At 75.0% G+C, this 23,627-nt stretch carries 23 protein-coding genes; 8 read left to right on the forward strand and 15 right to left on the reverse strand.

Annotated elements, in window-relative coordinates:
* Positions 1-105: 105 nt before the first annotated feature.
* Positions 106-993 carry a winged helix-turn-helix transcriptional regulator gene (locus tag GA0070213_RS05135; RefSeq protein WP_091058048.1) on the reverse strand — a complete coding sequence of 296 codons (888 nt, stop codon included), beginning with the start codon at positions 991-993 and terminating at the stop codon, positions 106-108.
* A gap of 70 nt (positions 994-1,063) precedes the next feature.
* Here GA0070213_RS05135 and GA0070213_RS05140 point away from each other — a divergent pair, with 70 nt between their 5' ends.
* Positions 1,064-2,326, forward strand: a complete 1,263-nt coding sequence (locus tag GA0070213_RS05140) for an MFS transporter (protein ID WP_091058051.1) — start codon at positions 1,064-1,066, stop codon at positions 2,324-2,326.
* A gap of 10 nt (positions 2,327-2,336) precedes the next feature.
* Here GA0070213_RS05140 and GA0070213_RS05145 read toward each other — a convergent pair whose 3' ends face one another.
* Complete coding sequence (locus tag GA0070213_RS05145; RefSeq protein ID WP_091058054.1) at positions 2,337-3,410, reverse strand: DUF4037 domain-containing protein; 1,074 nt, start codon at positions 3,408-3,410, stop codon at positions 2,337-2,339.
* A gap of 62 nt (positions 3,411-3,472) precedes the next feature.
* Between GA0070213_RS05145 and GA0070213_RS05150 the strand changes: the two genes are divergently transcribed.
* Positions 3,473-4,396 carry a 5'-3' exonuclease gene (locus GA0070213_RS05150; RefSeq protein ID WP_091058057.1) on the forward strand — a complete coding sequence of 308 codons (924 nt, stop codon included), beginning with the start codon at positions 3,473-3,475 and terminating at the stop codon, positions 4,394-4,396.
* Between the two features lie 108 nt (positions 4,397-4,504).
* On the opposite strand, the gene GA0070213_RS05155 is transcribed toward GA0070213_RS05150, so the two are convergent.
* Together GA0070213_RS05155 and GA0070213_RS05160 are read right to left on the reverse strand one after the other, a co-directional pair.
* The gene (locus GA0070213_RS05155) at positions 4,505-5,539 is read right to left on the reverse strand and encodes an MHYT domain-containing protein (RefSeq protein WP_091058590.1); all 1,035 of its coding nucleotides are present in this window, start codon (positions 5,537-5,539) and stop codon (positions 4,505-4,507) included.
* Between the two features lie 164 nt (positions 5,540-5,703).
* On the reverse strand, positions 5,704-8,484 hold the full coding sequence (locus GA0070213_RS05160) for a DEAD/DEAH box helicase (RefSeq protein ID WP_091058061.1): 2,781 nt from the start codon (positions 8,482-8,484) through the stop codon (positions 5,704-5,706).
* Positions 8,485-8,570: 86 nt separating this feature from the next.
* Between GA0070213_RS05160 and GA0070213_RS05165 the strand changes: the two genes are divergently transcribed.
* Together GA0070213_RS05165 and GA0070213_RS05170 are read left to right on the forward strand one after the other, a co-directional pair.
* A complete protein-coding gene (locus tag GA0070213_RS05165) occupies positions 8,571-9,335 on the forward strand; it encodes an HAD family hydrolase (protein ID WP_091058593.1) in 765 nt (254 codons plus the stop codon).
* A gap of 27 nt (positions 9,336-9,362) precedes the next feature.
* Positions 9,363-10,292: an EamA family transporter gene (locus tag GA0070213_RS05170; protein WP_091058065.1), complete on the forward strand. Its 930-nt coding sequence runs from the start codon at positions 9,363-9,365 to the stop codon at positions 10,290-10,292.
* On the opposite strand, the gene GA0070213_RS05175 is transcribed toward GA0070213_RS05170, so the two are convergent.
* Complete coding sequence (locus GA0070213_RS05175; RefSeq protein WP_091058068.1) at positions 10,255-11,181, reverse strand: diacylglycerol kinase; 927 nt, start codon at positions 11,179-11,181, stop codon at positions 10,255-10,257. The genes GA0070213_RS05170 and GA0070213_RS05175 overlap by 38 nt on opposite strands.
* Positions 11,182-11,276: 95 nt before the next feature.
* Between GA0070213_RS05175 and GA0070213_RS05180 the strand changes: the two genes are divergently transcribed.
* The gene (locus GA0070213_RS05180; RefSeq protein WP_091058071.1) at positions 11,277-12,014 is read left to right on the forward strand and encodes a hypothetical protein; all 738 of its coding nucleotides are present in this window, start codon (positions 11,277-11,279) and stop codon (positions 12,012-12,014) included.
* A 43-nt stretch (positions 12,015-12,057) separates the two neighbouring features.
* Here GA0070213_RS05180 and GA0070213_RS05185 read toward each other — a convergent pair whose 3' ends face one another.
* The 3 genes from GA0070213_RS05185 to GA0070213_RS05195 all read right to left on the reverse strand — a co-directional run bounded on the left by GA0070213_RS05185 (position 12,058) and on the right by GA0070213_RS05195 (position 14,640).
* The gene (locus GA0070213_RS05185; protein ID WP_091058074.1) at positions 12,058-12,708 is read right to left on the reverse strand and encodes a fasciclin domain-containing protein; all 651 of its coding nucleotides are present in this window, start codon (positions 12,706-12,708) and stop codon (positions 12,058-12,060) included.
* Between the two features lie 87 nt (positions 12,709-12,795).
* Entirely contained in the window at positions 12,796-13,839 is a 1,044-nt protein-coding gene (locus GA0070213_RS05190; RefSeq protein WP_091058597.1) for a zinc-dependent alcohol dehydrogenase family protein, read from the reverse strand.
* A 102-nt stretch (positions 13,840-13,941) separates the two neighbouring features.
* Complete coding sequence (locus tag GA0070213_RS05195; protein ID WP_091058600.1) at positions 13,942-14,640, reverse strand: hypothetical protein; 699 nt, start codon at positions 14,638-14,640, stop codon at positions 13,942-13,944.
* Positions 14,641-14,840: 200 nt separating this feature from the next.
* Between GA0070213_RS05195 and GA0070213_RS05200 the strand changes: the two genes are divergently transcribed.
* Positions 14,841-15,725, forward strand: coding sequence for an ABC transporter substrate-binding protein (locus tag GA0070213_RS05200; RefSeq protein ID WP_091058078.1), 885 nt, complete (start codon positions 14,841-14,843; stop codon positions 15,723-15,725).
* Between the two features lie 201 nt (positions 15,726-15,926).
* On the opposite strand, the gene tatC is transcribed toward GA0070213_RS05200, so the two are convergent.
* The 5 genes from tatC to GA0070213_RS05225 all read right to left on the reverse strand — a co-directional run bounded on the left by tatC (position 15,927) and on the right by GA0070213_RS05225 (position 19,695).
* Positions 15,927-16,880, reverse strand: coding sequence for a twin-arginine translocase subunit TatC (gene tatC / locus GA0070213_RS05205; protein ID WP_091058081.1), 954 nt, complete (start codon positions 16,878-16,880; stop codon positions 15,927-15,929).
* A 21-nt stretch (positions 16,881-16,901) separates the two neighbouring features.
* The gene (gene tatA, locus GA0070213_RS05210) at positions 16,902-17,249 is read right to left on the reverse strand and encodes a Sec-independent protein translocase subunit TatA (protein WP_091058085.1); all 348 of its coding nucleotides are present in this window, start codon (positions 17,247-17,249) and stop codon (positions 16,902-16,904) included.
* Between the two features lie 184 nt (positions 17,250-17,433).
* On the reverse strand, positions 17,434-17,682 hold the full coding sequence (locus tag GA0070213_RS05215; protein WP_091058089.1) for a hypothetical protein: 249 nt from the start codon (positions 17,680-17,682) through the stop codon (positions 17,434-17,436).
* A 10-nt stretch (positions 17,683-17,692) separates the two neighbouring features.
* Positions 17,693-18,700, reverse strand: coding sequence for a helix-turn-helix transcriptional regulator (locus GA0070213_RS05220; protein WP_091058093.1), 1,008 nt, complete (start codon positions 18,698-18,700; stop codon positions 17,693-17,695).
* Positions 18,697-19,695 (reverse strand): helix-turn-helix transcriptional regulator, encoded by a 999-nt coding sequence (locus tag GA0070213_RS05225; protein ID WP_091058096.1) that lies wholly within the window; start codon positions 19,693-19,695, stop codon positions 18,697-18,699. The genes GA0070213_RS05220 and GA0070213_RS05225 overlap by 4 nt, the downstream gene beginning before the upstream one ends.
* 105 nt (positions 19,696-19,800) lie before the next feature.
* Here GA0070213_RS05225 and GA0070213_RS05230 point away from each other — a divergent pair, with 105 nt between their 5' ends.
* Both GA0070213_RS05230 and GA0070213_RS05235 read left to right on the forward strand, forming a co-directional pair.
* A complete protein-coding gene (locus GA0070213_RS05230; RefSeq protein WP_091058100.1) occupies positions 19,801-20,790 on the forward strand; it encodes a cation diffusion facilitator family transporter in 990 nt (329 codons plus the stop codon).
* A 43-nt stretch (positions 20,791-20,833) separates the two neighbouring features.
* A complete protein-coding gene (locus GA0070213_RS05235; protein ID WP_091058102.1) occupies positions 20,834-21,919 on the forward strand; it encodes a DUF3866 family protein in 1,086 nt (361 codons plus the stop codon).
* Between the two features lie 22 nt (positions 21,920-21,941).
* Here GA0070213_RS05235 and GA0070213_RS05240 read toward each other — a convergent pair whose 3' ends face one another.
* On the reverse strand, positions 21,942-22,166 hold the full coding sequence (locus GA0070213_RS05240; RefSeq protein ID WP_091058105.1) for a hypothetical protein: 225 nt from the start codon (positions 22,164-22,166) through the stop codon (positions 21,942-21,944).
* Between the two features lie 60 nt (positions 22,167-22,226).
* Complete coding sequence (pafA, locus tag GA0070213_RS05245; RefSeq protein WP_091058108.1) at positions 22,227-23,585, reverse strand: Pup--protein ligase; 1,359 nt, start codon at positions 23,583-23,585, stop codon at positions 22,227-22,229.
* Positions 23,586-23,627 lie beyond the last annotated feature (42 nt).

Below are 23,627 nucleotides of genomic sequence, written 5' to 3' on the forward strand. Positions count from 1 at the left end.
CGTGGTGCCTGCCCGTGCGCAGGACCCTCCCGGTACGCAGTGGCGTATGTCAATTCCCGCAGCGCCGCTCCGGACCTTTTTTCGCGCCTTGTGAAAAGTCCGGAACTAACTGTCGGGGAGGGCGCGCCGGCGCACCTCGGCCAGCATCTCGTCGACCGAGCCGGCCGGATCGGTGATCGGGAACTGCACCGCCCGCACCACGGCCGACGGGTCGACCAGCAGGGTGAGCCGCTTGAACCGGACCACCCCGCCGGCGCGGAAGGTGGGCAGCAGCAGGCCGGCGGCGAGGCGGGCGTCCTCGTCGGCGAGAAGCGGATACGGCAGCCGGGCGTGCGTGACGAACGCGGCCAGCTGGTCGGGGCGCTGGGTGCTGACGCCGCGCACCTCCGCCCCGGCGGCCCGGAACGACGGGTGGCGGTCGGCGTACGTGCGGGACTCCAGCGTGCACCCGACGGCGCCGGGGATGTCCGCCCAGGCCGGCGGCAGGCCGGGCGCGCCCGGCGCGAAGGCGCCCGGGAACAGGTAGAGCACGGTCCACCGGCCGGGCACGGCGGGCGCCTCCACGGCGCCGTCGTGCCGGGTCAGCTCCAGCGGGGGCAGCCGCCGGCCGACGAGCCGGTGCATCCGACGTGCCTCGGCCGAGCCGGCGTCCGCGGCGCCGGTCACCGTGCCGTCGCCCATCACGTGCCGGGTGCCCCAGTCCTGGAGCGCCACCAGCACCGGCAGCAGGCCCTCGCCCTTGGCGGTCAGCAGGTAGTCGTGGCGCGGAGGGTGCAGCGAGTAGGGCTCGCGCCGCAGCACGCCCTGGTCGACCAGGCCGCCGAGCCGTTCGGTGAGCGCGCGCCGGCTGACCCCCAGCTCGCGCTGCACGGCGTCGAACCGGGTCGTGCCGCCGGCGATCTCGCGGACGATCAGCACCGCCCACCAGTCGCCGAGCACGCCGAGCGCCTGCGCGATGCCGCAGTCCGCATCCTCGAGTCCGGCCCGCTTCACCTGTCACCCCCGGGACGACTATAGTCCGTTCCAGATTGGAACTCACTGGCTCGGATCGGGGGTTGGCGGCATGTCCGTCGAGCATCGGGCCGGGGTGTTCTGGCGCTGGTGGGCCGCCGGCACCACCAGCTATCTGGGGTCGGCGGTCGGTGCGGTGGCGTTGCCGCTCACCGCGCTGACCGTGCTGGACGCGTCGGCGTTCGAGATGGGTCTGGTCGCCGCCGCCGGCTACGTCGCCTGGCTGGTGATCGGCCTGCCGGCCGGCGTGATCGTGCAACGGCTCCCGCTGCGCGGCGCGCAGGTGGGCGCCGACCTGGCTCGCGCCGTGGCGGTGGCGTCGGTGCCGCTGGCCTGGTGGTGGGGTTGGCTCACGGTCGCGCAACTGGTCGTCGTGGCACTCGTGGTCAGCTTCGCCAACGTGCTGTTCGACGTCGCCAACTCGACGTTCCTGCCCACCGTGGTCCCCCGCGAGCAACTGCACGCCCGCAACAGCCTCACCTCCGCCACGCACGCCGCCACCCAGCTCGGCGGCCCGTCCCTGGGTGGGGTCGCGGTGCAGGCGCTCGGCGCGGTGCCGGCCGCGCTCGTCGACGCGGTCAGCTACCTCGTCTCCGCCGCGCTGCTCGGCTCGCTGCCGGCCCGCCGCACCGACGCGCCCGACCGGTGGCCCCCGGTGCGGGCGATGATCGGCGAAGGCTGGCGGTACGTCACGCGGCACCCGGTGCTGGGACCGACCATGTGGACCGCCACCGCGGTGAACTTCGTCTGCGGCGCCCAACTCGCCGTCTACCCGCTCTACCTGGTCCGCGAGCTGCACGCGCCACCCGCGCTGGTCGGCGTGCTGCTCGCCGTCGAGGGCGTCGGCTCGCTCGTCGGCGCGGCCCTGACCCCGTGGATCACCGGACGGTGGGGCACGGCGCGCTCGCTGGTGGTCGCCTGCCTGGTGTCGGTCGGCGGCGCGGCCCTGGTGCCGGTGGGCGCGGGCGCACCGGCGTACCTGGCCTTCGCCGCCGGGAACGTGCTCTTCGCCGGCGGTGTGGTGGTGCTCAGCGTGACCACCCGCACCTACCGGCAGACCGCCAGCCCGCCCGGCCTGCTCTCCCGGGTGATGGCCACGGTCCGCTTCGTGTCCTGGGGCGCCATCCCGGTCGGCGGGCTGCTCGCCGGCGCCCTCGCCGGGCCCGCCGGCGCCCGGGCCACCCTGTTCTGCTTCGCCGCGGCCACCGCGCTGGCCCCGCTCACCCTGCTCCTCTCCCCGATCCGGCGGCTGCGCGACCTGACCGACCTGCGCGTCGACGCGCCGGGCGCACCGGAGCCGGTCGCCGCGCCCTGAGACACCGCGGTCAGTCCGGCAGCACCGCCGCCGCCACCCGACGCGCCCGGCCCGGCGCGGTGAGCACGTCGACGTTGTCGACGTACTGGTCCACCGCGCCGACCGGCGGGCGCCCGCGCAGCTCCGGGTCGACGATCGCGGCGCGCAGCGCCTCGACGAGCCGCCCCGCGTGCAGCACCAGGAACGGCCGGTCGTGGAACGGCCGCGCCGCCGGGTCCACGGGCGCGGCCAGGCCGACGTCGTTGGTCCAGCCGGCCAGCGTCTCCAGCGCCCGCACCAGGCCGGCCTGCCGGGCCGCCCAGTCACCGCCGCCGAGCGCGACGGCCAACGCGTCCACCACCGGCCCCGCCGCCGGCAGGCCGGCGAAGACCGTGCCCAGCCACTTCGGGTACGGGGGCCAGCGGCGGTGCAGCAGCAGGCCGAGGCGCATCAGGTCGCGGGCCAGCCCGGCCGTGACCACCCGGCTGCCCAGCTCGTCGCCGACCTCGGCGCAGCGACCGGCCAGGTGCTCGGCCTGCGCCACCCGCTGCCAACACGCTGCCAACACGTGACGCCAGACGTCGTCCGGGTACCACGCCAGCCGGGCCCGGACGGCCGTGAGCGCGCCGCCCAGCCCGTCGTGGAACACCGCGCCCGCGGTCAGCTCCGCCAGCCGCTGCGTCGGTGTGGCCAGCCAGTCCGCCGTCGACAGGCCGGCGCGCGGGTCGACGCCCAACCGGTCCCGCAGCCACGACCCCAGCTCGTCGACGCTCACCCCGTGCCGGTCGCCGTCCGCGCGGACCACGCCGAGCCGGACCGTCGGGCCACCGGCGAACCGGGCCGGCCAGCCGAGGAACTCCGCCGGCAGCTCCGCGTCGAGCGCCGCCCGCACCGCCGCGATCCGCGTCGCGTCCGCCACGAAGAGCTGGGTACGCGGACCCCAGTCGTGGTCGGTGGAGCGGGGCGTGTCGAGACCGAACAGCTCCGAGCCGCCGTCGAGCAGACCGGCGGAGTACGGCAGGCCGGGCAACCGCCGGGCCAGCAGCGGGGCCACCACCTCGTCGTGGAACCGGCGGGCCAGGATCAGACCGGGTACGAACGTCACCCGACCAGTCTGCGCAACCGCCGTCCCCCATCTCGTCCCAGGGGTGTGCCACCCTGTTGCGCGTGGCACACCGACCCCCGATCCTGCTGATCGACTCCCCCAGCCTCTACTTCCGCGCCTACTTCGGCATCCCGGAGTCGGCCGCGAGGACCGACGACGGCCAGCCGGTCAACGCGGTGCGCGGCTTCCTCGACATGCTCGCCCAGCTGGTCCGCACCCGGCGGCCCGACCGGATGATCTGCGCCATGGACCACGACTGGCGGCCGGCGTGGCGGGTGGAGCTGCTGCCGTCGTACAAGGCGCACCGGGTCGCGCCGGAGGGCGGCGAGGTCGTGCCGGACACGCTGTCCCCGCAGGTGCCGATGATCCTGGAGGTCCTCGACGCGCTGGGCGTCCCGGTGGTCGGCGCCACCGGCTACGAGGCCGACGACGTGCTGGGCACGCTCTCGGTGACCCAGCCCGGCCCGGTCGAGGTGGTCTCCGGTGACCGCGACCTGTTCCAGCTCGTCGACGACGCCCACCCGACGCGCCTGCTCTACGTCGGTCGGGGCGTGGCCAAGCTGGACGACTGCGACGACGCCGCGGTCCGCGCCCGCTACGGCGTGCCCGCCGACCGGTACGCCGACTTCGCCGCGCTGCGCGGCGACCCGAGCGACGGCCTGCCCGGCGTGCCCGGCGTGGGCGAGAAGACCGCCGCCCGCCTGATCGACCGCTACGGCGGGCTCGACGGCATCCTGGCCGCGCTGGACGACCCCGGTTCCGGCTTCGCACCCGGGCTGCGCGGCAAGCTCGACGGCGCCCGCGACTACCTGGCGGTGGCGCCGAAGGTGGTCCGGGTCGCCACCGACGTTCCGCTGCCCGAGCTGGACGCGACGCTGCCGACGTCCCCCGCCGACCCGGACCGGTTGCTGGAGCTGGCCCAGCGCTGGAACCTGGCCGGCTCCTGCCGACGCCTGGTCGACGCGCTCGCCGCCCCCCGCACCTGAGCGCGGACCCACCCGGCGGCAGCGCCGCGGCTCACCCCCGCCGAGGCTCTGCCCCGGCCGAGCCCACCCCGTGGAGGGCCGGACGGCGGCAGCGGTCTCGCCGCCGGGTCAGGTGCGCGGGTCGGACTTGCGGCGGGACGGGAACTGGGCGCCGGGCTGGGCCAGCGTGGAGCGGGCCCGCAAACCGACCGGATCCGGCGCGGGCTGCTCCGGCGCCACGCGGGGGGCGCGCAGCCCCACCGGGTCCGGCGCGGGCTGCTCCGGCGCCACGCGGGGGGCGCGCAGCCCCACCGGGTCCGGCGCGGGCTGCTCCGGCGCCACGCGGGGGGCGCGCAGGCCCACCGGATCCGGCGCCGCCTCGGGCACCGGCGTGGCGCCGTCGAGCCGGGCGGCCACGTACGCGGCCCCGGCCCGGTCGTCGTCGGACGGCGCGGCGAGCAGCGCGTAGACCAGCCCCACCACGCCGAAGATCACGGCGAGCACGATCGGCACCAACAGACCGCTGACCTCGGTGCCGGTGGTGGCGCCGCGACCCTCGTGCAGGTGCACCGACAGCGCGCTCATGCCGGTGAAGTGCATGCCGTTCACGGCGACGCCCATGACCAGCGCGGAGGCGATGATCGCGACGCCGCGCCGGACGGTCATCGCCAGCCAGAGCGCCACCGTGGCGGCCACCAGCGCGATGACGACGGAGAGCGTCACCCGCAGCGGGTCGTAGCCGAGCGTGCCGTCCAGCCGCATGGCCGCCATTCCGGTGTAGTGCATGGCGGCCACCCCGGCGCCGGTGAACACACCGCCGGCGAGCAACCGGACCGCGGTGAGCCGGCCGGTGCCCACGATCGCCAGGCCGATGCCGACGCCGACCATGGCGATCACCGTGCTGGCCGCGGTCAGCGGCACGTCGTAGCGGATCCGGGTGCCGCTGACGGCGAAGCCGAGCATGGCCATGAAGTGCATCGCCCAGATGGCGGTGCCGCCGAGCGCCCAGGCCGCGAGCAGACCCCACCAGGCGCGCTGGCCGGCACCGGCGGCGGTCCGGATGCGGCCGGCGCAGACCAGGCCGAGCGCCGAGCCGAGCACGGACAGCGCGTAGCTGAGCGCGGGTGTGATCCACCCGTACTCAAAGTGATTGATCTCGCCCACGGTGACCATCCCCCGATCCGCTACCGACGCGTAACCCTCGCGCCCCGCAATGATCCGGCAATGCCTGACCAGGCACGACAGCACCCCCCGAGTGTTCGGGGGGTGGTGTCGTGATGACGCAGCGATGCGTCGATTCTCGGGGCGTTGGTGACCGGAAGTGATCGTCAGGCGGAGGCGTGGTAGGCCAGCACGCCCCGGTTGACGGCCGAGATCGCCTGCCGGGCGGTGGCCCGCAGCTCCGTCGAGGCGCCGCCCGAGTCGGCGATCTGGCCCAGCAGGTCGACCACCTGCCGCGCCCACCTGACGAAGTCGCCGGCCGGCATCTCGCCGTCGATCTGGTGCCCGCTGGCGAGCACCTTGGCGAGCGCCTCACCGCGCGCCCAGCGGTAGATCGGCCACGCGAAGCCGAGATCCGGCTCGCGGGTGACGGTCAGCCCGCGCGCCGCCTCGTCCGCCTCGATGTCGCCCCACAGCTTGAGCGTCTCGTCGACCGCGTCCCCGACCGCGCCACGGGGCAGCGACGCCCGCTCGTCCAGGTCGCGCCGCGCCTCGAAGACCACCACCGAGACGGCGGCGGCCAGCTCGGCCGGGGAGAGACCGTCCCACACCTGGCGGCGCAGGCACTCGGCGACCAGCAGGTCGGCCTCCGTCCAGATCCGCGCCAGCATCCGACCCGCGTCGGTCACCTCGCCGTCGGCGGCCAGGTAGCCGCGCGCGGTCAGCAGCGCGACGATCCGGTCGAACGTGCGGGCCAGCGAGCCGGTCCGCCCGCTCACCCGCTCGCGCAGCTCCTCGGTGTCGCGCTCCAGCCGGCGGCGGCGCTCCGCCCACCGGGCGTGCTCCTCCCGCTCCGGGCAGGCGTGGCAGGGATGCCCGCGCAGCTCGACGCGGAGCTGACTGAGCCGGTGGTCCTCCCCCACCGCCTGGCGGGAGCGCCCGCCGCGCCGGCCGCTGTGCCGGTCCAGCCCGGTGCCGCTGACCGCGGCGGCCAGGTCGCGCCGGGCCGCCGGCGAGCGGTGGTTGAAGTGCTTCGGCACCCGGATCCGGGTGAGCACCTCGGCGGGGGTGGTGAAGTCGCCCGGGCTGACCCGGCCGGCCCACCGGTCCTGGGTGAGCACCAGCGGGCGGGGCTCACCGAACCCGCCGGTCGCCGGGTCGAGCACCACGGCCAGGCCGGCGCGCCGCCCCGACGGCACCCGGATCACGTCGCCGACCCGCAGCCGCTCCAGCGAGGCGACGGCCGCCGCCTTGCGCTGGGTCTGCCCCTGCCGGGCGATGGCCCGCTCCCGGTCGGCGATCGCCACCCGCAGCGCGAAGTACTCGTCGAAGTCGCCCTGGTGGCAGGCGGCCTCCGCGCCGTACGCCTCGATCGTCTCGGTGTTGCGCTGCACCTGCCGGGCCAGGCCGACCACCGACCGGTCGGCCTGGAACTGCGCGAAGGAGGACTCCAGCAGCGCCCGGGCCGGCTCGGCGCCGACGCTGCCGACCAGGTTGACGGCCATGTTGTAGGACGGCCGGAAGCTGGACCGCAGCGGGTAGGTGCGGGTGGAGGCGAGGCCGGCCACGTGCCGGGGGTCGGTCTCCGGTGACCAGACCACCACCGCGTGGCCCTCGACGTCGATGCCGCGGCGGCCGGCCCGGCCGGTGAGCTGGGTGTATTCGCCCGGGGTGAGGTCGACGTGGGCCTCGCCGTTGAACTTGACCAGCCGCTCCAGCACCACGCAGCGGGCCGGCATGTTGATGCCCAGGGCCAGCGTCTCGGTGGCGAAGACCGCCTTGACCAGGCCCCGGACGAACAGCTCCTCGACGACCTCCTTGAACGCGGGGAGCATGCCGGCGTGGTGGGCGGCCAGCCCGCGCTCCAGGCCGTCGAGCCACTCCCAGTAGCCCAGCACGGTCAGGTCCTCGCCGGGGATCGCGGTGATCCTGGACTCGACCACCTCGCGGATCTCGGCGCGCTCCTCCGGGGAGGTCAGCCGCAGCCCGGCGGCGAGGCACTGCTGGACGGCGGCCTGGCAGCCGGCGCGGCTGAAGATGAACAGGATCGCCGGGAGCAGCCCCTCCCGGTCCAGCCGGTCGACGATGTCGGGGCGCATCGGACCACGCCACCGGGGGCCGCGCCGACCGCCACCGGGGCCGGCGCTGCGCCCCTCGCCCAGCTCCAGCCGGCGCGTCGTGTCCCGGGTGTAGCGCAGCAGCTCCGGGTGCACGTCGTGCTTGCGAGCCGCGTCGGCGTCGTGGAAGAGGTCGAACATCCGCTTGCCGACCAGCATGTGCTGCCAGAGCGGCACCGGCCGGTGCTCGGAGACCACCACCGTGGTCTCCCCACGCACCGTGACCAGCCAGTCGGCGAACTCCTCGGCGTTAGACACGGTCGCCGACAGCGACACCAACGTCACCGACTCCGGCAGGTGGATGATCACTTCTTCCCAGACCCCGCCGCGGAAGCGGTCGGCCAGGTAGTGCACCTCGTCCATCACCACGTAGGCCAGGCCCTCGAGGGTCGCCGAACCGGCGTAGAGCATGTTGCGCAGCACCTCGGTGGTCATCACCACCACTGGCGCGTCGCCGTTGATCGCGTTGTCGCCGGTGAGCAGGCCGACCTGCTCGGCGCCGTAGCGGTCGACCAGGTCGTGGTACTTCTGGTTGGACAGCGCCTTGATCGGCGTGGTGTAGAAGCACTTGCGACGCACGGCCGGCCCGTCGCCCGCGGGCGCCTCGCGCAGCGCCAGGTGCACCGCGAACTCGCCCACCACCGTCTTGCCGGCGCCGGTGGGCGCGCAGACCAGCACCCCGCTGCCCCGCTCCAGGGCCTCACACGCCGCACGCTGGAAGTCGTCCAGGTCGAACCCGAGATCACGGGAGAATTCGTCCAGGGCCGGGAAGGCGGAGGCCTGCGCGGCCCGGCGGCGCGCCGCGGCGTACCGCTCGGCGGGGCTCGACATGCATCCAAGATTAATCGGTACCGCCGACGACCACCGGTCAAGGCCGTCCGGCAGGGCGGTCCGAGCGGGTCGGTAGGGTGCACGACGTGCCGGACCGTACCGAACTGCCCCACGCCTCGCGCGGCGCCGACGACGCCGTCCGCCCGAGCCCGTCCCGCCGGCCCGTGGAGGCGGTGCTCTTCGACTTCCACGGCACGCTCGCCCAGGTGGAGGAACCGCTGGCCTGGGTGCACGCCGCGGCGGCCGCCTGCGGGGTCGAGCTGGACCGGATCCGGGCCACCTCGCTCGCCGACCGACTGCTCACCGCCGGCCGGGCGGGCGGCCCGCTGCCGGCCCGGGTTCCGCCCCGGCTGGCCGAGCTGTGGGCCGACCGCGACCTCTACCCGCACGCCCACCGGGGGGCCTACACCGGGCTGGCCGAGACCGTCGACACCGGCATCGACGGGTTCGCCGACGCGCTCTACGAACGGGTGCTGGTCCCCGAGGGCTGGCTGCCGTACCCGGACACCGCCCCGGTGCTCGGCGCGCTCGCCGCCGGTGGGGTGAAGGTGGCGGTGGTCAGCAACATCGGCTTCGACCTGCGGCCCCTCTTCGCCGCCTGGGGCCTCGACGGGCTGGTCGACGCGTACGCGCTGTCGTACGAGGTGGGGCGGTGCAAGCCCGATCCGGGCATCTTCCTGCGCGCCTGCGGAATGCTCGGCGTCGACCCGGAGCACACCCTGATGGTGGGCGACACCCCGGCCGACGCCGGCGCGGTGTCGGCCGGCTGCGGGGTGCTGGTGCTGCCCGCCGCCGACGCCGGCCGGCCCAACGGGCTGGGCGCGGTGCTCGACCTGGCCGGGGTCGGGTGACCTGCGGTCCCGACTAGGGTCAGGGGCGTGACCGCAGCCCACCCCTTTCCGCCCCGGGCGCCGGGCCGGCTCGGCGGGGTCGCGCTGGTGCTCGGTGGGGCGCTGTCGGTGCAGTTCGGTTCCGCGCTGGCCGCGCTGCTGTTCCCGCGCACCGGGGTGGCCGGCGCGGTCACGCTGCGCCTGACCCTCGGCGCGCTGCTGATGCTCGCGGCGTGCCGGCCCCGGCTGCGCGGGCACGGGCGCGACGACTGGACGGCGGTGGTCGCGTTCGGGCTGGCCCTGGCCGGCATGAACTCGATCTTCTACCAGGCGATCGAGCGCATCCCGCTCGGTCCGGCCGTCACCCTGGAGGTGCTCGGCCCGCTGGCCCTGTCGGTGCTCGGCGCGCGCCGGTTCGCGGCCTGGTGCTGGGCCGCTCTGGCGCTGGCCGGGGTGGCCCTGCTCGGGCAGGGCGGGTTCGACCGGCTCGACCCGCTCGGCGCCGCGCTGGCGCTGGCCGCGGGCGCCATGTGGGCGGCGTACATCGTCTGCTCGGCCCGGGTCGGCGCGCGGTTCCCCCGGGCCGACGGGCTGGCCCTGGCGCTCGCCGTGGCCGCCCTGGTCACCCTGCCGATCGGGCTGGTCGACGCCGGCGGCCGGCTGGCCGACCCGGCGGTGCTGGGGCTCGGCGCCGCGCTGGCGCTGCTCGCCTCGGTGCTGCCCTACAGCCTGGAGTTGGCGGCCCTGCGGCGGCTGCCCACCGCGACGTTCGCGGTGCTGATGAGCCTCGGCCCGGCGGTCGCCGCGCTGGCCGGCTGGCTGGTGCTCGGCCAGGCGCTGCGCCCGGTCGAGGTGCTCGCCATCGGGCTGGTGGTGGCCGCGAGCGTCGGCGCGGTCCGGGCCGCCGCGCCCCCACCGCCGACCGGGCCGCCGTCGGCGCTCAGCGGAGCAGCCGCAGCGCCGCCGGCACGGCGGTGACGGTCACCGGCAGGTCGACCGCGCGCTCGCCGTCGGCGTACGTGGTGATGCCCTCGGCGGCCAGCTCCACGGTCCGGGCCCGGTAGGCGCGCACCAGCGGGTGCGTCACGTGGGTGCCCCGGTAGATGCGCGGCTTGACCCGCATCAGCGTGCGCCTGTCGAACCGGCCGCCCACCACCACGTCCAGCAGGCCGTCGGTGGGGTCGGCGTCCGGGCAGATCCGCATGCCCCCGCCATAGCTGGCCGCGTTGCCGACCGCCACCAGCACCGCGTCCACCTCCTGCGGGACCCCGTCGAGGGTCAGCCGGTAGCGACGTGGCCGCAGCCGGGCCAGCTCCACCAGGATCGCCAGGTCGTACCGGCGGGGGCCGCGCGGCCAGCGCATCCGGTTGGCCCGCTCGTTGACGATCGCGTCGAATCCGGCGGCGAGCACCGCGCCGTACCACCTGTCGACGCCGTCCGGACCGGACAGCCGGGCCAGGTCGACCGGGCGGCTGCGGCCGGCGGCCAGCGCGTCGGCGATCACCTCGACGGCCGCGCGCGGGTCGGCCGGGAACCCGGTCTCCACCGCGAAGTCGTTGCCGGTGCCCGCCGGCACCGGCCCGAACGGCACGGCCGTGCCGGCCACCGCCTGCATCGCGCGGTGCACCGTGCCGTCGCCGCCGACCGCGACCAGCGCCCCGGCGCCGCCGGCCACCGCGGCGTGGCACGCCGCCTCCGCCTCCTGCGGGGTACGGGCGCGCAGCAGCTCGACCGGGCGGCCGGCCCGGCCGAGGCGGGCCAGGAGCTCCGGCAGCAGGCCCCGGTGCCGTCCCCGGCCGGCGGTCGGGTTCGCGAGCACGGCGACGGGGCCGGGCGGGACATGATCGTGCGCGGTCACGGCGAGCACCGTACGGCACACCTCGCACCGCCCACCAGGGGCGACGCCCGCACCGGGCATCGGCGGGGTCACGACGGGGGCGGCCGTGCGAAATACTGCCCGGCATGCGTTCCCGCACCCTGGTCGCCGTCCTCGTCCCGGTCGCGCTGGCCCCGTTCCTGCTGGCCGCGTGGTGGGCCCACCGGCCGGACGAGGCGCCCTGGCACGACGACGCCGTCGCCGACGCAACGGAGACGGTCGACCGGATCGAGGCGCGGTTCGACCGCGACCACCTCTACAAGGCCGAGGACTACGCGCACACCGCCGGGCAGGAGGAGTCCGTCGCGGTGCTCCGGGTCGACGGCGAGACGCACTGGCAGACCGGGGTGACGTTGGTGCTGCGGGTGACCGGGCACGGCAGCGGCGTCGACGACTGGGGCGCGCGGGTCGAGGGCACCGAGGAGGTCTGCTTCCGGCTGCGCCTCGGCCCGAAGGACGACGACCGCGACGACGACGTCGACTGCCCGGCCGGGGAACCGTTACCGGTCGCGAAGGACCCGTCGCTGGCCGGCCTCGACGACCGCCTCCGGCGGGCCCTCACCGGCGCCGGCCCGCACGAGAGCAAGGTCCGCGCCGCCGTGGCCGGCCTGAAGCTCGACCCGGCGGTACGCCAGGAGATCGCGGTCGAGGGCGCCAGGGTCGGCGTGGCGCTGCGCGCCAGCCAGTACGACTGCCTGCTGGCCCGCGTCGGCCCGAGGGGCGCCGAGACGTGGCGGCCGTCGCACGTGCAGCTCGCCCCCGGTGAACTGAGCTGCTCCGCCGGGTTGGCGCTCAGCGAGCAGTTCGGACACCGCGAACGGTGACGGCGCCCGGCAGGGGGTGCCGGGCGCCGTCGACGGAAGCGGATCAGGGCAGGTCGATCGGGCGCAGCACCCGGTCCACCGCGTGCGCGATCTGCTTGTTGCCCTTGTTGATGTCGTAGCGGACCACCCGTGCGTCGCGGTCGTCGGTGTCCGCGTCGACCAGGCGCACCTGCTTGCCGTACCAGCACTTGCGCACGTCGACCTCGACGGTGGCGCCGAGCGCGGTGGACAGCTCCGCGCCGTCGGCCTTGAGCGCCGCCCTGCGGTCGATCGTGGCGCCCGGCACCACGTGGTAGAGCAGCACGTCCTCCACGGTGTCCACGCCGAGGCCGGCGACCGCGTCGAACGCGGCCTTCTCGCCGGGGAGCTTCCGGGCGTGGGTGATGTCGCGGACCAGCTCGCGGAAGGCGTAGTCGTTCGGCACGAACGCGGTGAGCGCGACCGTGCCGTCGGTGAGCACCTTCACCGGCGAGTCCGGCTTGGCCTGGAGCACCGTCAGGACCGCCTTGGTGAGCACGTCGAAGTCCCGCGCGTTGCGGTCGAAGCCGCTCTTGTCGGCGGTCAGCACCGCGGCCAGCGACCGGGTGCCGGGCTGCTTCGCGCCGGCCTGGGCGGGAGCGGCGACGGCGGTGGTGGCCACCGCCGCGGCGGTGGCGCCCACGGCCAGCCGGGCGGCGAGACGAGCGATGTTCATCGGGGAGCCTTTCGTCGAGCGAACGGGTCCGTGACTGTCGTCACGACCCTTGCTTCGCCCGGACCGTCCCCGGTGGATGCACCGGATTCAGAACGTGACGCGGACCTTCAGCGCGCTGCGGTCGTCCATCGCCCGGTAGCCGTCCGGGACGCCGTCCAGCGGCACCGACCGGTCGAACACCGGGGACGGGTCGATGGTGCCGGCCAGCACGTCGGCCAGCAGCTCCGGCAGGTACGCCCGGGCCGGCGCGACCCCGCCGGCGACGGCCACGTTGCGGTTAAACATCTGCCCGATGTCGACGCCCGCGCTGCCGCCGTGCGGCACCCCGACGTAGCCGACCGCGCCGCCGTCGCGGGCGATCGAGATCGCGGTACGCATCGACTCCTCGGTGCCGACCGCCTCCAGCACGGCGTGCGCGCCGTGGCCGCCGGTCAGCTCGCGTACCGCCTCGATCGCCTCCTCGCCGCGCTGCGCCACCACGTCGGTGGCCCCGAAGCGCCGGGCGATGTCGGTGCGGGCGGTGTGCCGGCCCAGCGCCACGATCCGCTCCGCGCCCAGCCGGCGGGCGGCCAGCACGCCGCACAACCCGACCGCGCCGTCGCCCACCACCGCCACCGTCGCGCCGGGCCGCACCCGGGCCGCCAGCGCCGCGTGGTGACCGGTGGCCATCACGTCCGACAGCGCCAGCAACGCGGTCAGCAGCCGGTCGTCCCCGACCGCCTCGGCGGGCAGCCGCACCAGCGTGCCGTCGGCGTAGGGCACCCGCACCGCCTCGCCCTGACCGCCGTCGGAGCCCGGCGTGCCCCAGAAGCCGCCGTTCGGGCAGGAGGTGTGCAGGCCCTCGCGGCAGAACTCGCAGGTGCCGTCGGACCAGACGAACGGCGCCACCACCAGGTCGCCGACCCGCACCGAGGTGACATCCGCGCCGACCTCCTCCACCACGCCGAGGAACTCGTGCCCGATGCGCTGCCCGGGCCGGCGCTGCGCCACCCCCCGGTACGCCCACAGGTCGCTGCCGCAGATGCAGGCCAACACCGTGCGCACCACGGCGTCGCCCGGTTCGCGGACGGCGGCGTCGGGCACCTCCTCGACCCGCACGTCGTTCGGGCCGTGAATGACGGTGGCGCGCATCGGTTCCTCCGGTCGCGGGCGGATGGTCGGCTCGGCGAACACTAGACCGAGCGACCACGCGCCCCGCCCCGCCGTCCCACCCGGGTGGTGCGCCTCACCAGGTCAGCGCACCACCAGCCGCCGGCTCACCGCGGCCACCCCGTCGCCCTTGACCTTGAGCGTCCAGTTGCCGGCGGCGCCCAGCGCCACCACCGTCTCGGCGGTGCCGTTCGGCTCGGCCTTCAACTCGGCCATCCGCTTGCCGTCGGGGTTGAGCACGTACAGCGTCCGGGCCCCGGCGGTCTTGTTCGTCACCTTGAGCGAGAGCTTCTCGCCGGGCTCGGCGATCAACCCGTCGGCGCCGGTGAGCGTGTCACCGGTCAGCTCGATGGCCACCGCCCGGTCGTACGCCGTCTCGGCCGCGGCGCTGGCCACGTTGCCGTCGTCGGAGACGGTGATCCGGGTCCGCACCCCGTCGCCCTGCCGGCCCGGCTTGCAGGCCACCTCGTAGGAGCCGGTGGCGAGCGTGGCGCGCAGGTCGCCGGTGCGGCCCGCCGGCACGTCGGCCACCTCGGCGACCACCTTGGTGAAGTGGTCGCCCTCCCGGCCGTAGACGTAGACCCCGGTGGCCTGCTGCCCCCGGTTGGTCACGGTGAAGGTGACGGTGCCCGGGGTGAACAGCGTGGTGGTGACCTCGCAGCTGGTGTCGGTGGCGGTCACCGGCACCTGCTCGCCCTTCGGCGCGGGCTCGTCGTCGCCGCAGGCGGTGAGCGCGGTGGCGGCGCAGAGGAGGGTCAGGACGGCGGCGGTACGGCTTTTCATCGGGCTCTCCGGAGCGGAGGTCAGCGCGCTGACCGGGACGGGGGCGCCGACACCGCCCCGGCACACCGCCCGGGGGACTCGGCGGGAGTCAGCAGAGTCTAAGCGTGCCGGCTGTCCCGGCAAGGCCCGAGGGCGGCTCGAATGTCCGGCTCCGGGCGGCCGGGCGGATCGGCCGTCCGGGCGGTCGGCATGATGGCGGCATGCGACTGGTCTCCCTGCTCCCCTCCGCCACCGAGATCGTCTACGCCCTGGGTCTCAGCGACGATCTGGTCGGGGTGACGTTCGAGTGCGAGGTGCCGGCCTCCCACCGGGCCGCCGTCACGGTGGTGGTGGGTGGCCGGGACACCCACGGCATGAGCCCTGGCGAGATCGACGCCTACGTCCGCGACCGGCTCGCCGCCGGGGCGGACCTCTACACGCTGCACGCCGGCGCGCTGGCCGGGCTGGACCCGGAGCTGATCCTCACCCAGGACCTGTGCCGCGTCTGCGCGCTGCCGTCCGGCCGGGTGGCCGACGCCGTCGACCATCTCGGCGCGCGGGCCGAGGTGCTGTCGCTCGACCCGTACACCCTCGACGACGTGCTGGGCACGATCCGCGCGGTGGGCGCGGCGGCCCGGGTGCCGGAGCGCGCCGAGGCGCTGGTGGACGGCCTGTGCGCCCGGCTGGCGGCGATCGGCGCGGCGGTGGCCGGCCGGCCCCGGCGACGGGTCGCCGTCGTCGAGTGGGTGGATCCACCGTTCGGCGCCGGGCACTGGATCCCGGATCTCGTCGACGTCGCCGGCGGCACGCCGGTGGCCACCCACCCCGGTGCCCGGTCCACGCCGACCACCTGGTCGGACCTGCGCGCGGCCGACCCGGAGGTGGTGCTCGTCGCGCCGTGCGGCTTCCGCCTGGACGGCGCCGCCGGCCAGGCCGCCGAGGTGGCCGGGCACTTCCCCGGCGCGGAGGTCTGGGCGCTGGACGCGGACGCGCTGATCGTGCGCGCCGGCCCACGCCTGGTCGACGGCGTCGAGGCGATCGCCGCGATCCTGCACCCCGACGCCGTCCCGCCCCTCTCCCCCACCGCCGCCCGCCGCCTGCCCTGACCGCCGCACCCTCGCCCCGCCCCACTCGCCCCGCCACTCGCCCCGCCGATCTTGGACTTGTGGTCGTTGACAAAAGGCGCATGAAGGGCATCCGAGGCGCCACACGTCCACGATCGACGGGGGATATGGCGTGAAGACGCGACCGCCGTCCCCTCGGGGGCGGGGACGGCGGTCGGGTGGAGCGGGTGCGGTGGGGGTGGGTCAGGTCATGTCGTCGTAGCGGCGTTCGATCGGGGCGGGAGCGGTGATCGGGGCGGGCGCCTCGACCGGGGCGGACGCCTCGATCCGGGCGCCGGTCGGCACCGGCTCGTTCGACAGGTCCAGCGGCGACACCTCGTCGTCGGCGATGCCGGCGTAGACCTCCCGGTTACGCCCGCGCCGCCGGTCGTTGAGGAACGCCACCCCTACCGCGGCGAAGTAGAGCGCGGAGAGGCAGACCGCCAACGCCGTCATGCCGAACGGGTCCGGCGTCGGCGTGACCACCGCGGAGAACGCGAAGAACACGAAGATCGCCACCCGCCACCAGCTCAGCAGCCGCTTGGCGCTGGCCAGGCCGACGAAGTTGAGCATCAGCACGATCAGCGGGAACTCGAACGCCACCCCGAACAGCAGGATCAGGTTGGTGACGAAGGAGATGTAGCGGGTCACCTCGAGGTTGGTCGCGATGTCGTCGCCGGAGACGTTGAGCAGAAACTCCAGGCCCTTGGTGGTGACGAAGAACGCCAACACCGCGCCGGCCGCGAAGAGCGGAGCCGCCAGCGCGGTGAAGATGTACGCATAGCGCCGCTCGTGCCGGTGCAGGCCGGGCGCGATGAACGCCCAGAGCTGGTAGAGCCAGATCGGCGCGGCGATGATCAGGCCGACCCAGAGACCGATCTTCAGGTTCAGCAGGAAGACGTCGGCGACGCCGAGCTGCACGAACTTGCACTTGCCCGTCAGCGGATCGATCGACTGCGGCAGGTCACAGTAGGGCTGCGACAGCAACACCCGCACCGGCTCGGCCAGCCAGATGCCGACGCCGAAGCCGACCAGGATCGCCAGCGACGCCCGGAACAGGCGGTTCCGCAGCTCGCGGATGTGCTCGATGAGCGTCATCGAGCCGTCGGACGCGCGCGCGAACGAACTCGGCCCGCGCTTCTTCAACCCGAAGGCCACGGTGGTGGGGGCCCTTTCGGATCAGTTCTCGCGGACGCGGTGCACCGGGTCGACCGGCGGGGCGACCGGCTGCTGCGGCTGCGGGGCGTACTGCTGCTGCTGCTGGGGCTGCGCGAACTGCTGCTGCGGCTGCGCGTACTGCGGGTGACCCTGGACCGGCTGCTGCGGCGGGAGCGGCTGGTAGCCGGCCTGCGCGTCGGCCTTCTCGGCCAGGTCACGGTCGTCGTCCTGCAGGCTCTTGGTCTCGGCCTTGATGATCCGCAGCGAGCGGCCCAGCGAGCGGGCCGCGTCGGGGAGCCGCTTCGCGCCGAAGAGCAGGATCAGCACGACCACGAGTACGGCGATGTGCCACGGCTTGAGGGCACCCATGGGAAGCTCCAGTCGCTCTGTGTCGGTGTGTGGTGGGTCGCCGCCCATCGTACGTGCGTCGCAGCGGCTTGCCACCCCCGCCGGGTCTGCTGGTGCCGGCCCGGTCGGTGAAGTCTCGACCAACCCGAAGTGTCCCGTCAACCACCCGTCGCGGAGCATTCGGGCGGAAAATGACCCGCGTCGATCACTCTCCGCGCTTGGCCTTGATCAACGTGACGCGCTGCTGCGCGACGGCCGCCCGCTCCTGCAGCGCCTCGGCCCGCGCCTGCAGGTCCTCGGCGGCCGAGCGCAGCGACTCGGCCTCGGCCGCCCGGCGCTGCAGCGCCATCGCCGACCGGCGCAACCGGGGCAGCCGCGCCACCACCGGACGGACCGCCAGGGCCAGCATGACCAGCGCGAACAGCACGACCCCGAGCACGATCCAGATCACCACGGCGGTCAGCCTATCGGGTGACGCCGGTCGCCGCCGGATCGGCGGTGCCGGTCGGGACCGCGTACGCGTCGAGCGCGGCGACCGCCTGGGCGCGGACCTGCTCGGCCAGCTCGGCCGGGGCCACCACGGTCGCCTCCGGGCCCAGCCCCAGCACGAACCGGCGGGCCCAGCCCAGGTCGGTGACCCGCAGCGACACCAGCCACTGCTCGCCGTCGGCCTCGACCCGCTCGCACGGATAGTATTCGGTGATCCACCGCTCACCCCGACCGATCCGCAGCGTGATCAACGGCAGGTCGGCCGAGGGCCGGAACACGCCGTCGCTCAGGTCGTGCGGGCGGGCCTGCGGCGGCACCACGGCCCGCTCCGGCAGTTCGGTGACCGCGTCGATCCGGTCGGCGCGGAACAGCCGGACCGCCTCGGCGCGGCGGCACCACGCCTCCACGTACGCCCGGCCGCCGACCATCAGCATCCGCAGCGGGTCGATGGTGCGTTCGGTGGTCTCGTCGCGGGCCGGCGTGTAGTAGGTGATCCGCAGCGCCCGGCCCCGCTCGACCGCGGCCCGCAGCTCACGCACCCGCGCGTTGTCGCCGGGCAGCCGCACCTCGACCGGCGCGCCGGCCAGGTCGCCGGCCGCGCTCTCGATCTTCGCGAGGGCCCGCTCGACCGCCTCCCGGTTGGCCACCCCGGGCGTCTCGGCGAGCATCCGCAGCGCCACCACCAGGGCCAGCGCCTCGTCCGGGGTGAGCCGCAACGGCCGGTCGATGCCGGCGTCGTAGGTGATGGTCACCCGATCGCCGTCGAACGCCATGTCGATCAGGTCACCCGGGCCGTAGCCGGGCAGCCCGCACACCCAGAGCAGCTCCAGATCCTCCCGGAGCTGCTTCTCGGTCACCCCGAGGTCGTGCGCCGCCTCGGCGATCTCTATGCCGGGACGGGCCAGCAGGTAGGGCACCAGGTTGAGCAGCCGGGCCAGCCGGTCGGCCGAGGTGCGGCCGGCGCGGGCCGCCGGCCGGGTCACCGGGCACCCCCGGCGACCGCCAGCTCGTCGTGCCGGGCGGCGACCTCCTTCAACCGCTGGATGACCGCCTCGCGCACCTCCGGCGGCTCCAGCACCCGCACGTCCGGGCCGTAGCCGACGATCTGCCCGGCCAGGAAGTCGGCGTCGGCGTACGGCAGCACCAGCCGGTCACCGTCCGGGCCGGCGTGGTTCTCCACGGCCCAGCGACGAAGCCCCGCGGCGCGCCCCGGCGTCACCAGCACGGTCGCCCGGCCGGTGCGTTCCACCGGCCCCGACCAGCGGGCCACGTGGCTGATCAGGTCCACCCCGGCGGGCGGCTCGTAGGCCCCCGGCTCACCGGTCGACCGGACCGCGCCCACCACCCGGGAGAGCCGGAAGCAGCGGGTCGCCGCCCGGTCCAGGTCGTGACCCACGACATACCACCGGCCGCGCCAGCAGACCACTCCCCACGGCTGCACCCGGCGGCGCGTCGGCGCGTCCCGGTCCGGCACCCGGTAGTCGAAGCTGACCTCCCGCCGGTCCCGCGCGGCGGCGGTCAGCGGCGCGAACGCCGGGTCGACCGTCACCATCGGCTCCAGGCCCAGGGTGGCCTGCGGGTCCACGTCGATGCCGGCGGCGCGCAGCTTCGCCAGCCCGGACGACGCGGCGGCGGCCAGACCGGCGTGCTGCCACAGCCGTGCCGCGATGCCCACCGCGGCGGCCTCGTCCGGCTCCAGCGGAATGTCGGGCAGCGCGTATTCCCGGTGGGCGATCCGGTAGCCCGGCTCGGCGTCGAAGACGCTCGCCGTCCCGGTCTCCAGCGGCACGCCCAGCTCCCGCAGCTCGGCCTTGTCGCGCTCGAACTTGCGCTGGAACGCCTCGTGGTCCTTGGCGTCGTCCGGGTCGTGCTCGTAGCCGGGCACGGTCGCGGCGATCTGGGCGGCGGTCAGGAAACGCCGCGTGGACAGCAGGCAGATCACCAGGTTGACCAGGCGTTCGGTACGGGTCCGGGACACGTACCGAACGCTAGCAGCCCGCGCGTCCGACGCGGGCACCCGCGCGGGCGCGGCGCGGGTCCGGCTGGCCGGGCGACCCACCGGCGCCGGTCATAGGGTGGGCGCATGGCGGAAGCGGAAGTCAAGACCGAGAGCGTCGGCACCGTGGTGGTGGCCGGCGCGGCGAACCTCGCCATCGCGATCGCCAAGCTGGTCGCGGGCCTGCTCTCCGGCTCCGCGGCGATGCTCTCCGAGGCCGCCCACTCGGTCGCCGACACCACCACCGAACTGCTGCTCTACCTCGCGCTGCGCCGCGGCGCACGGCCCGCCGACCCCCGACACCCCTTCGGGTACGGCAAGGAGAGCTACGTCTGGGCGTTCCTCGCCGCGCTGTTCACGTTCGTGGCCGGCGCCGGCTTCGCCATCACCCACGGCGTCACCACGATCCTGGTGCACGAGCACACCGGCAGCTACCTGGTCGCGTACGTCGTGCTGGCGATCTCGTTCGCCATCGAGTCGGTGTCGCTGGCCCGGGCCGTGCGGCAGGTGCGCGGCGAGTCGCGGCGCTGGCGCACCACCCCCCGCCGCTACCTGCGGCTCACCGCCGACACCACGGTCAAGGCGGTCTTCCTGGAGGACAGCGCCGCGCTGATCGGCCTGCTGATCGCCGCCGCCGGGCTCACCCTGTCCCACCTCACCGGCGACGAGCTCTACGACGGGGTCGCCTCGATCCTCATCGGCGTGCTGCTGCTGGTGGTCGCCGCCGTCCTGGCCCGCAGCAACATCTCGCTGCTGGTCGGCCGCGCCGTCTCCGAACGGACCCACCGGCAGATCGAGCAGGAGCTGGCGCAGGTGCCGACCGTCGACCGGATCGACACGCTGATGACCATGGTCCTGGGCCCGGAGGACATCCTGGTCGCCGCCAAGGTCGACTTTCGGGACGACGCCACCGGCGCCGAGATCGAGGCCGCCTCCGACGAGGCCGAACGGCGGCTCACCGGGCGGTTCCCGGAGATCGCGTACGTCTTCCTCGACCCGACCCGGCCGCGCGGCACCGGCCGCCGCGCGCGCACCACCCAGGACGAGCCGGGCCGGTCGGTCGACCAGGAGGCCTGACCCGGCCGCCGGCCGCCGGGCAACCGGCCGATAGCGTGCCCGCATGGTGCGATGGCGGTCCGGGACGGTCACGACGGTACGGCGGCGGTGGGCCGGCGCCGTCGAACTCGACGTCGAGCTGCCCGACGGCGCCCGGATGCGGGCCCTGGCCTACCCCGCGCTGGTCGGCGACCCCGAACCCGGCGACCGCGTGCTGCTCAACGCCGGCGCCCTGCTGATGGGCCTCGGCACCGGCGGGTACGCGCTCGTCGTCGCGCTGCCCGACCGGCTCCCCGCCGACCCGCCGCAGGCAGTCGACAACCGCGACGCCGGTCACCTGGTCAAGGCCCGCTACACCCCGCTGCAACCGATCCTGCTCGGCGTCGACGAGGAGGCCTCCCCGCACCACGCGCGGCTGGCCACCGCCGAGTCGATCGACGGGATGCCGGTGGTCACCGCCGACCTGCACTCCGCCCTGCCGGCGGTCCTGGCCGGCGTGCACGCCGACGCCCCCCGGGCCCGGGTCGCCTACCTGCTCACCGACGGCGGGGCGCTGCCCGCCTGGTTCTCCCGCACCCTGGCCGGGCTCGCCGGCCACCTCGCCGGCACGGTCACCGTCGGACAGGCGTTCGGCGGCGACCTGGAGGCGACCACCCTGCACAGCGGCCTGCTCGCCGCCCGGCACGTGCTCGACGCCGACCTGGCGATCGTCGCCCAGGGCCCGGGCAACCTCGGCACCGGCACCCGCTGGGGCTTCTCCGGGGTGGCCGTCGGCGAGGCCGTCAACGCCGTCGCCACGCTCGGCGGCCGCCCGGTCGGCTCGCTGCGCGTCTCCGACGCCGACCCCCGGCCCCGGCACCGCGGCGTCTCCCACCACAGCCTCACCGCGTACGGCCGGGTCGCACTGGCCCCCGCGGAGCTGGTCGTGCCGGACGGCCTCGACCCGGACCTCACTGCGGCCGTCACGGCGGCGCTGGCGCCCCTGGCCGACCGGCACCGGATCGTCACCGTGCCCACCGACGGCCTCGACGCGGCGCTGCGGGCCAGCCCGGTCGGACTGTCGACGATGGGTCGCGGCCTGGACGCCGACCACGCCTACTTCCTGACCGCCGCCGCCGCCGGTCGGTACGCCGCCGGCCTGCTCGACTGACCGGCACGCGCCGGGCGCCGGCTCAGCCGAACCAGAGGATCAGCCCGACCCAGGCCACCACGATCAGCACCAGCGCGGCCGCCAGCGCCCAGGTGGGCACCTTGTGGTCGCCGCGACGGTTGCGCTCGAGCTCGGCGCGGATCTTCTCCCGCCGCCGGTCGATCCAGTTGAGCTTCTCGGTGCCGCCGTCCCGCTCGCGGCCGGAGGTCTGGCCGCGCTCGCGGCCCTGCGGTTCGGAAGTGTCCATGGCGACGCCAGCGTACCGGTGCCCGGGCGGCCGGTGCCGGGCACCGGCCGCCCGCCGGCGTCACATGCTCGCGATCAGCCGTTCCACCCGCTCGTCGTAGGCCCGGAACGGGTCCTTGCAGAGCACCGTGCGCTGCGCCTGGTCGTTCAGCTTCAGGTGCACCCAGTCGACGGTGAAGTCACGCCGCTTCTCCTGCGCGTGCCGGATGAACTCGCCGCGCAGCCGCGCCCGGGTGGTCTGCGGCGGTGTCTCCTTCGCCTCGAAGATCTCCGGGTCGTTCGCCACCCGGTCCACCTCGCCGCGGCGCTCCAGCAGCCCGTACAGGCCCCGGCCGCGCCGCAGGTCGTGATAGGCCAGATCCATCTGCGCCACCCGCGGGTGCGACAACGGCAGGTCGTGCTTGCGCTGGTAACGCTCGATCAGCTTCAGCTTGCTGACCCAGTCGATCTCCCGCGCGACCGGGTCCAGGTCGCCGGTCTCCACCGCGCGCAGCACCCGCGCCCACAGGTCCACCACCCGCTTGGCGGTCTGGTCACCGCCGCGGCGCTCCACGAACTCCGTCGCTTTGGCCAGGTATTCCTGCTGGATCTCCAGCGCCGAGACCTCCTTGCCGGAGGCCAGGCGGACCTTGCGCCGGCCGGTGATGTCGTGCGACACCTCGCGGATCGCCCGGATCGGGTTCTCCAGCGTCAGGTCCCGCATGACCACGCCGGCCTCGATCATCCGCAGCACGATGTCGGCCGTGCCGACCTTCAGCAGCGTGGTGACCTCGTTCATGTTCGAGTCGCCGACGATCACGTGCAGCCGGCGGTAGCGCTCCGCGTCGGCGTGCGGCTCGTCGCGGGTGTTGATGATCGGTCGGCTGCGGGTGGTCGCCGAGGAGACGCCCTCCCAGATGTGCTCCGCCCGCTGCGACAGGCAGTAGACCGCGCCACGCGGGGTCTGCAACACCTTGCCGGCGCCGCAGATCAACTGCCGGGTGACCAGGAACGGGATCAGCACGTCGGCCAGCCGGCCGAACTCGCCGTGCCGGGACACCAGGTAGTTCTCGTGGCAGCCGTACGAGTTGCCGGCCGAGTCGGTGTTGTTCTTGAACAGGTAGATCTCGCCCGCGATGCCCTCGTCGTGCAGCCGCTTCTCCGCGTCGACGAGCAGGCCCTCCAGGATCCGCTCACCGGCCCGGTCGTGAGCCACCAGGTCGGTCACCGAGTCGCACTCGGGTGTCGCGTACTCCGGGTGCGAGCCGACGTCCAGGTAGAGGCGGGCGCCGTTGCGGAGGAACACGTTGCTCGACCGGCCCCACGACACCACCCGCCGGAACAGGTACCGCGCGACCTCGTCGGGGGACAGCCGGCGCTGCCCGCGATAGGTGCAGGTGACGCCGTACTCGGTCTCGATGCCGAAGATTCGCCGTTCCATGATGAGACATTAGCCGCCCGAGGCACCAGATGGGCAGCGCTC

The organism is Micromonospora humi (assembly GCF_900090105.1).
Lineage (GTDB): Bacteria > Actinomycetota > Actinomycetes > Mycobacteriales > Micromonosporaceae > Micromonospora > Micromonospora humi.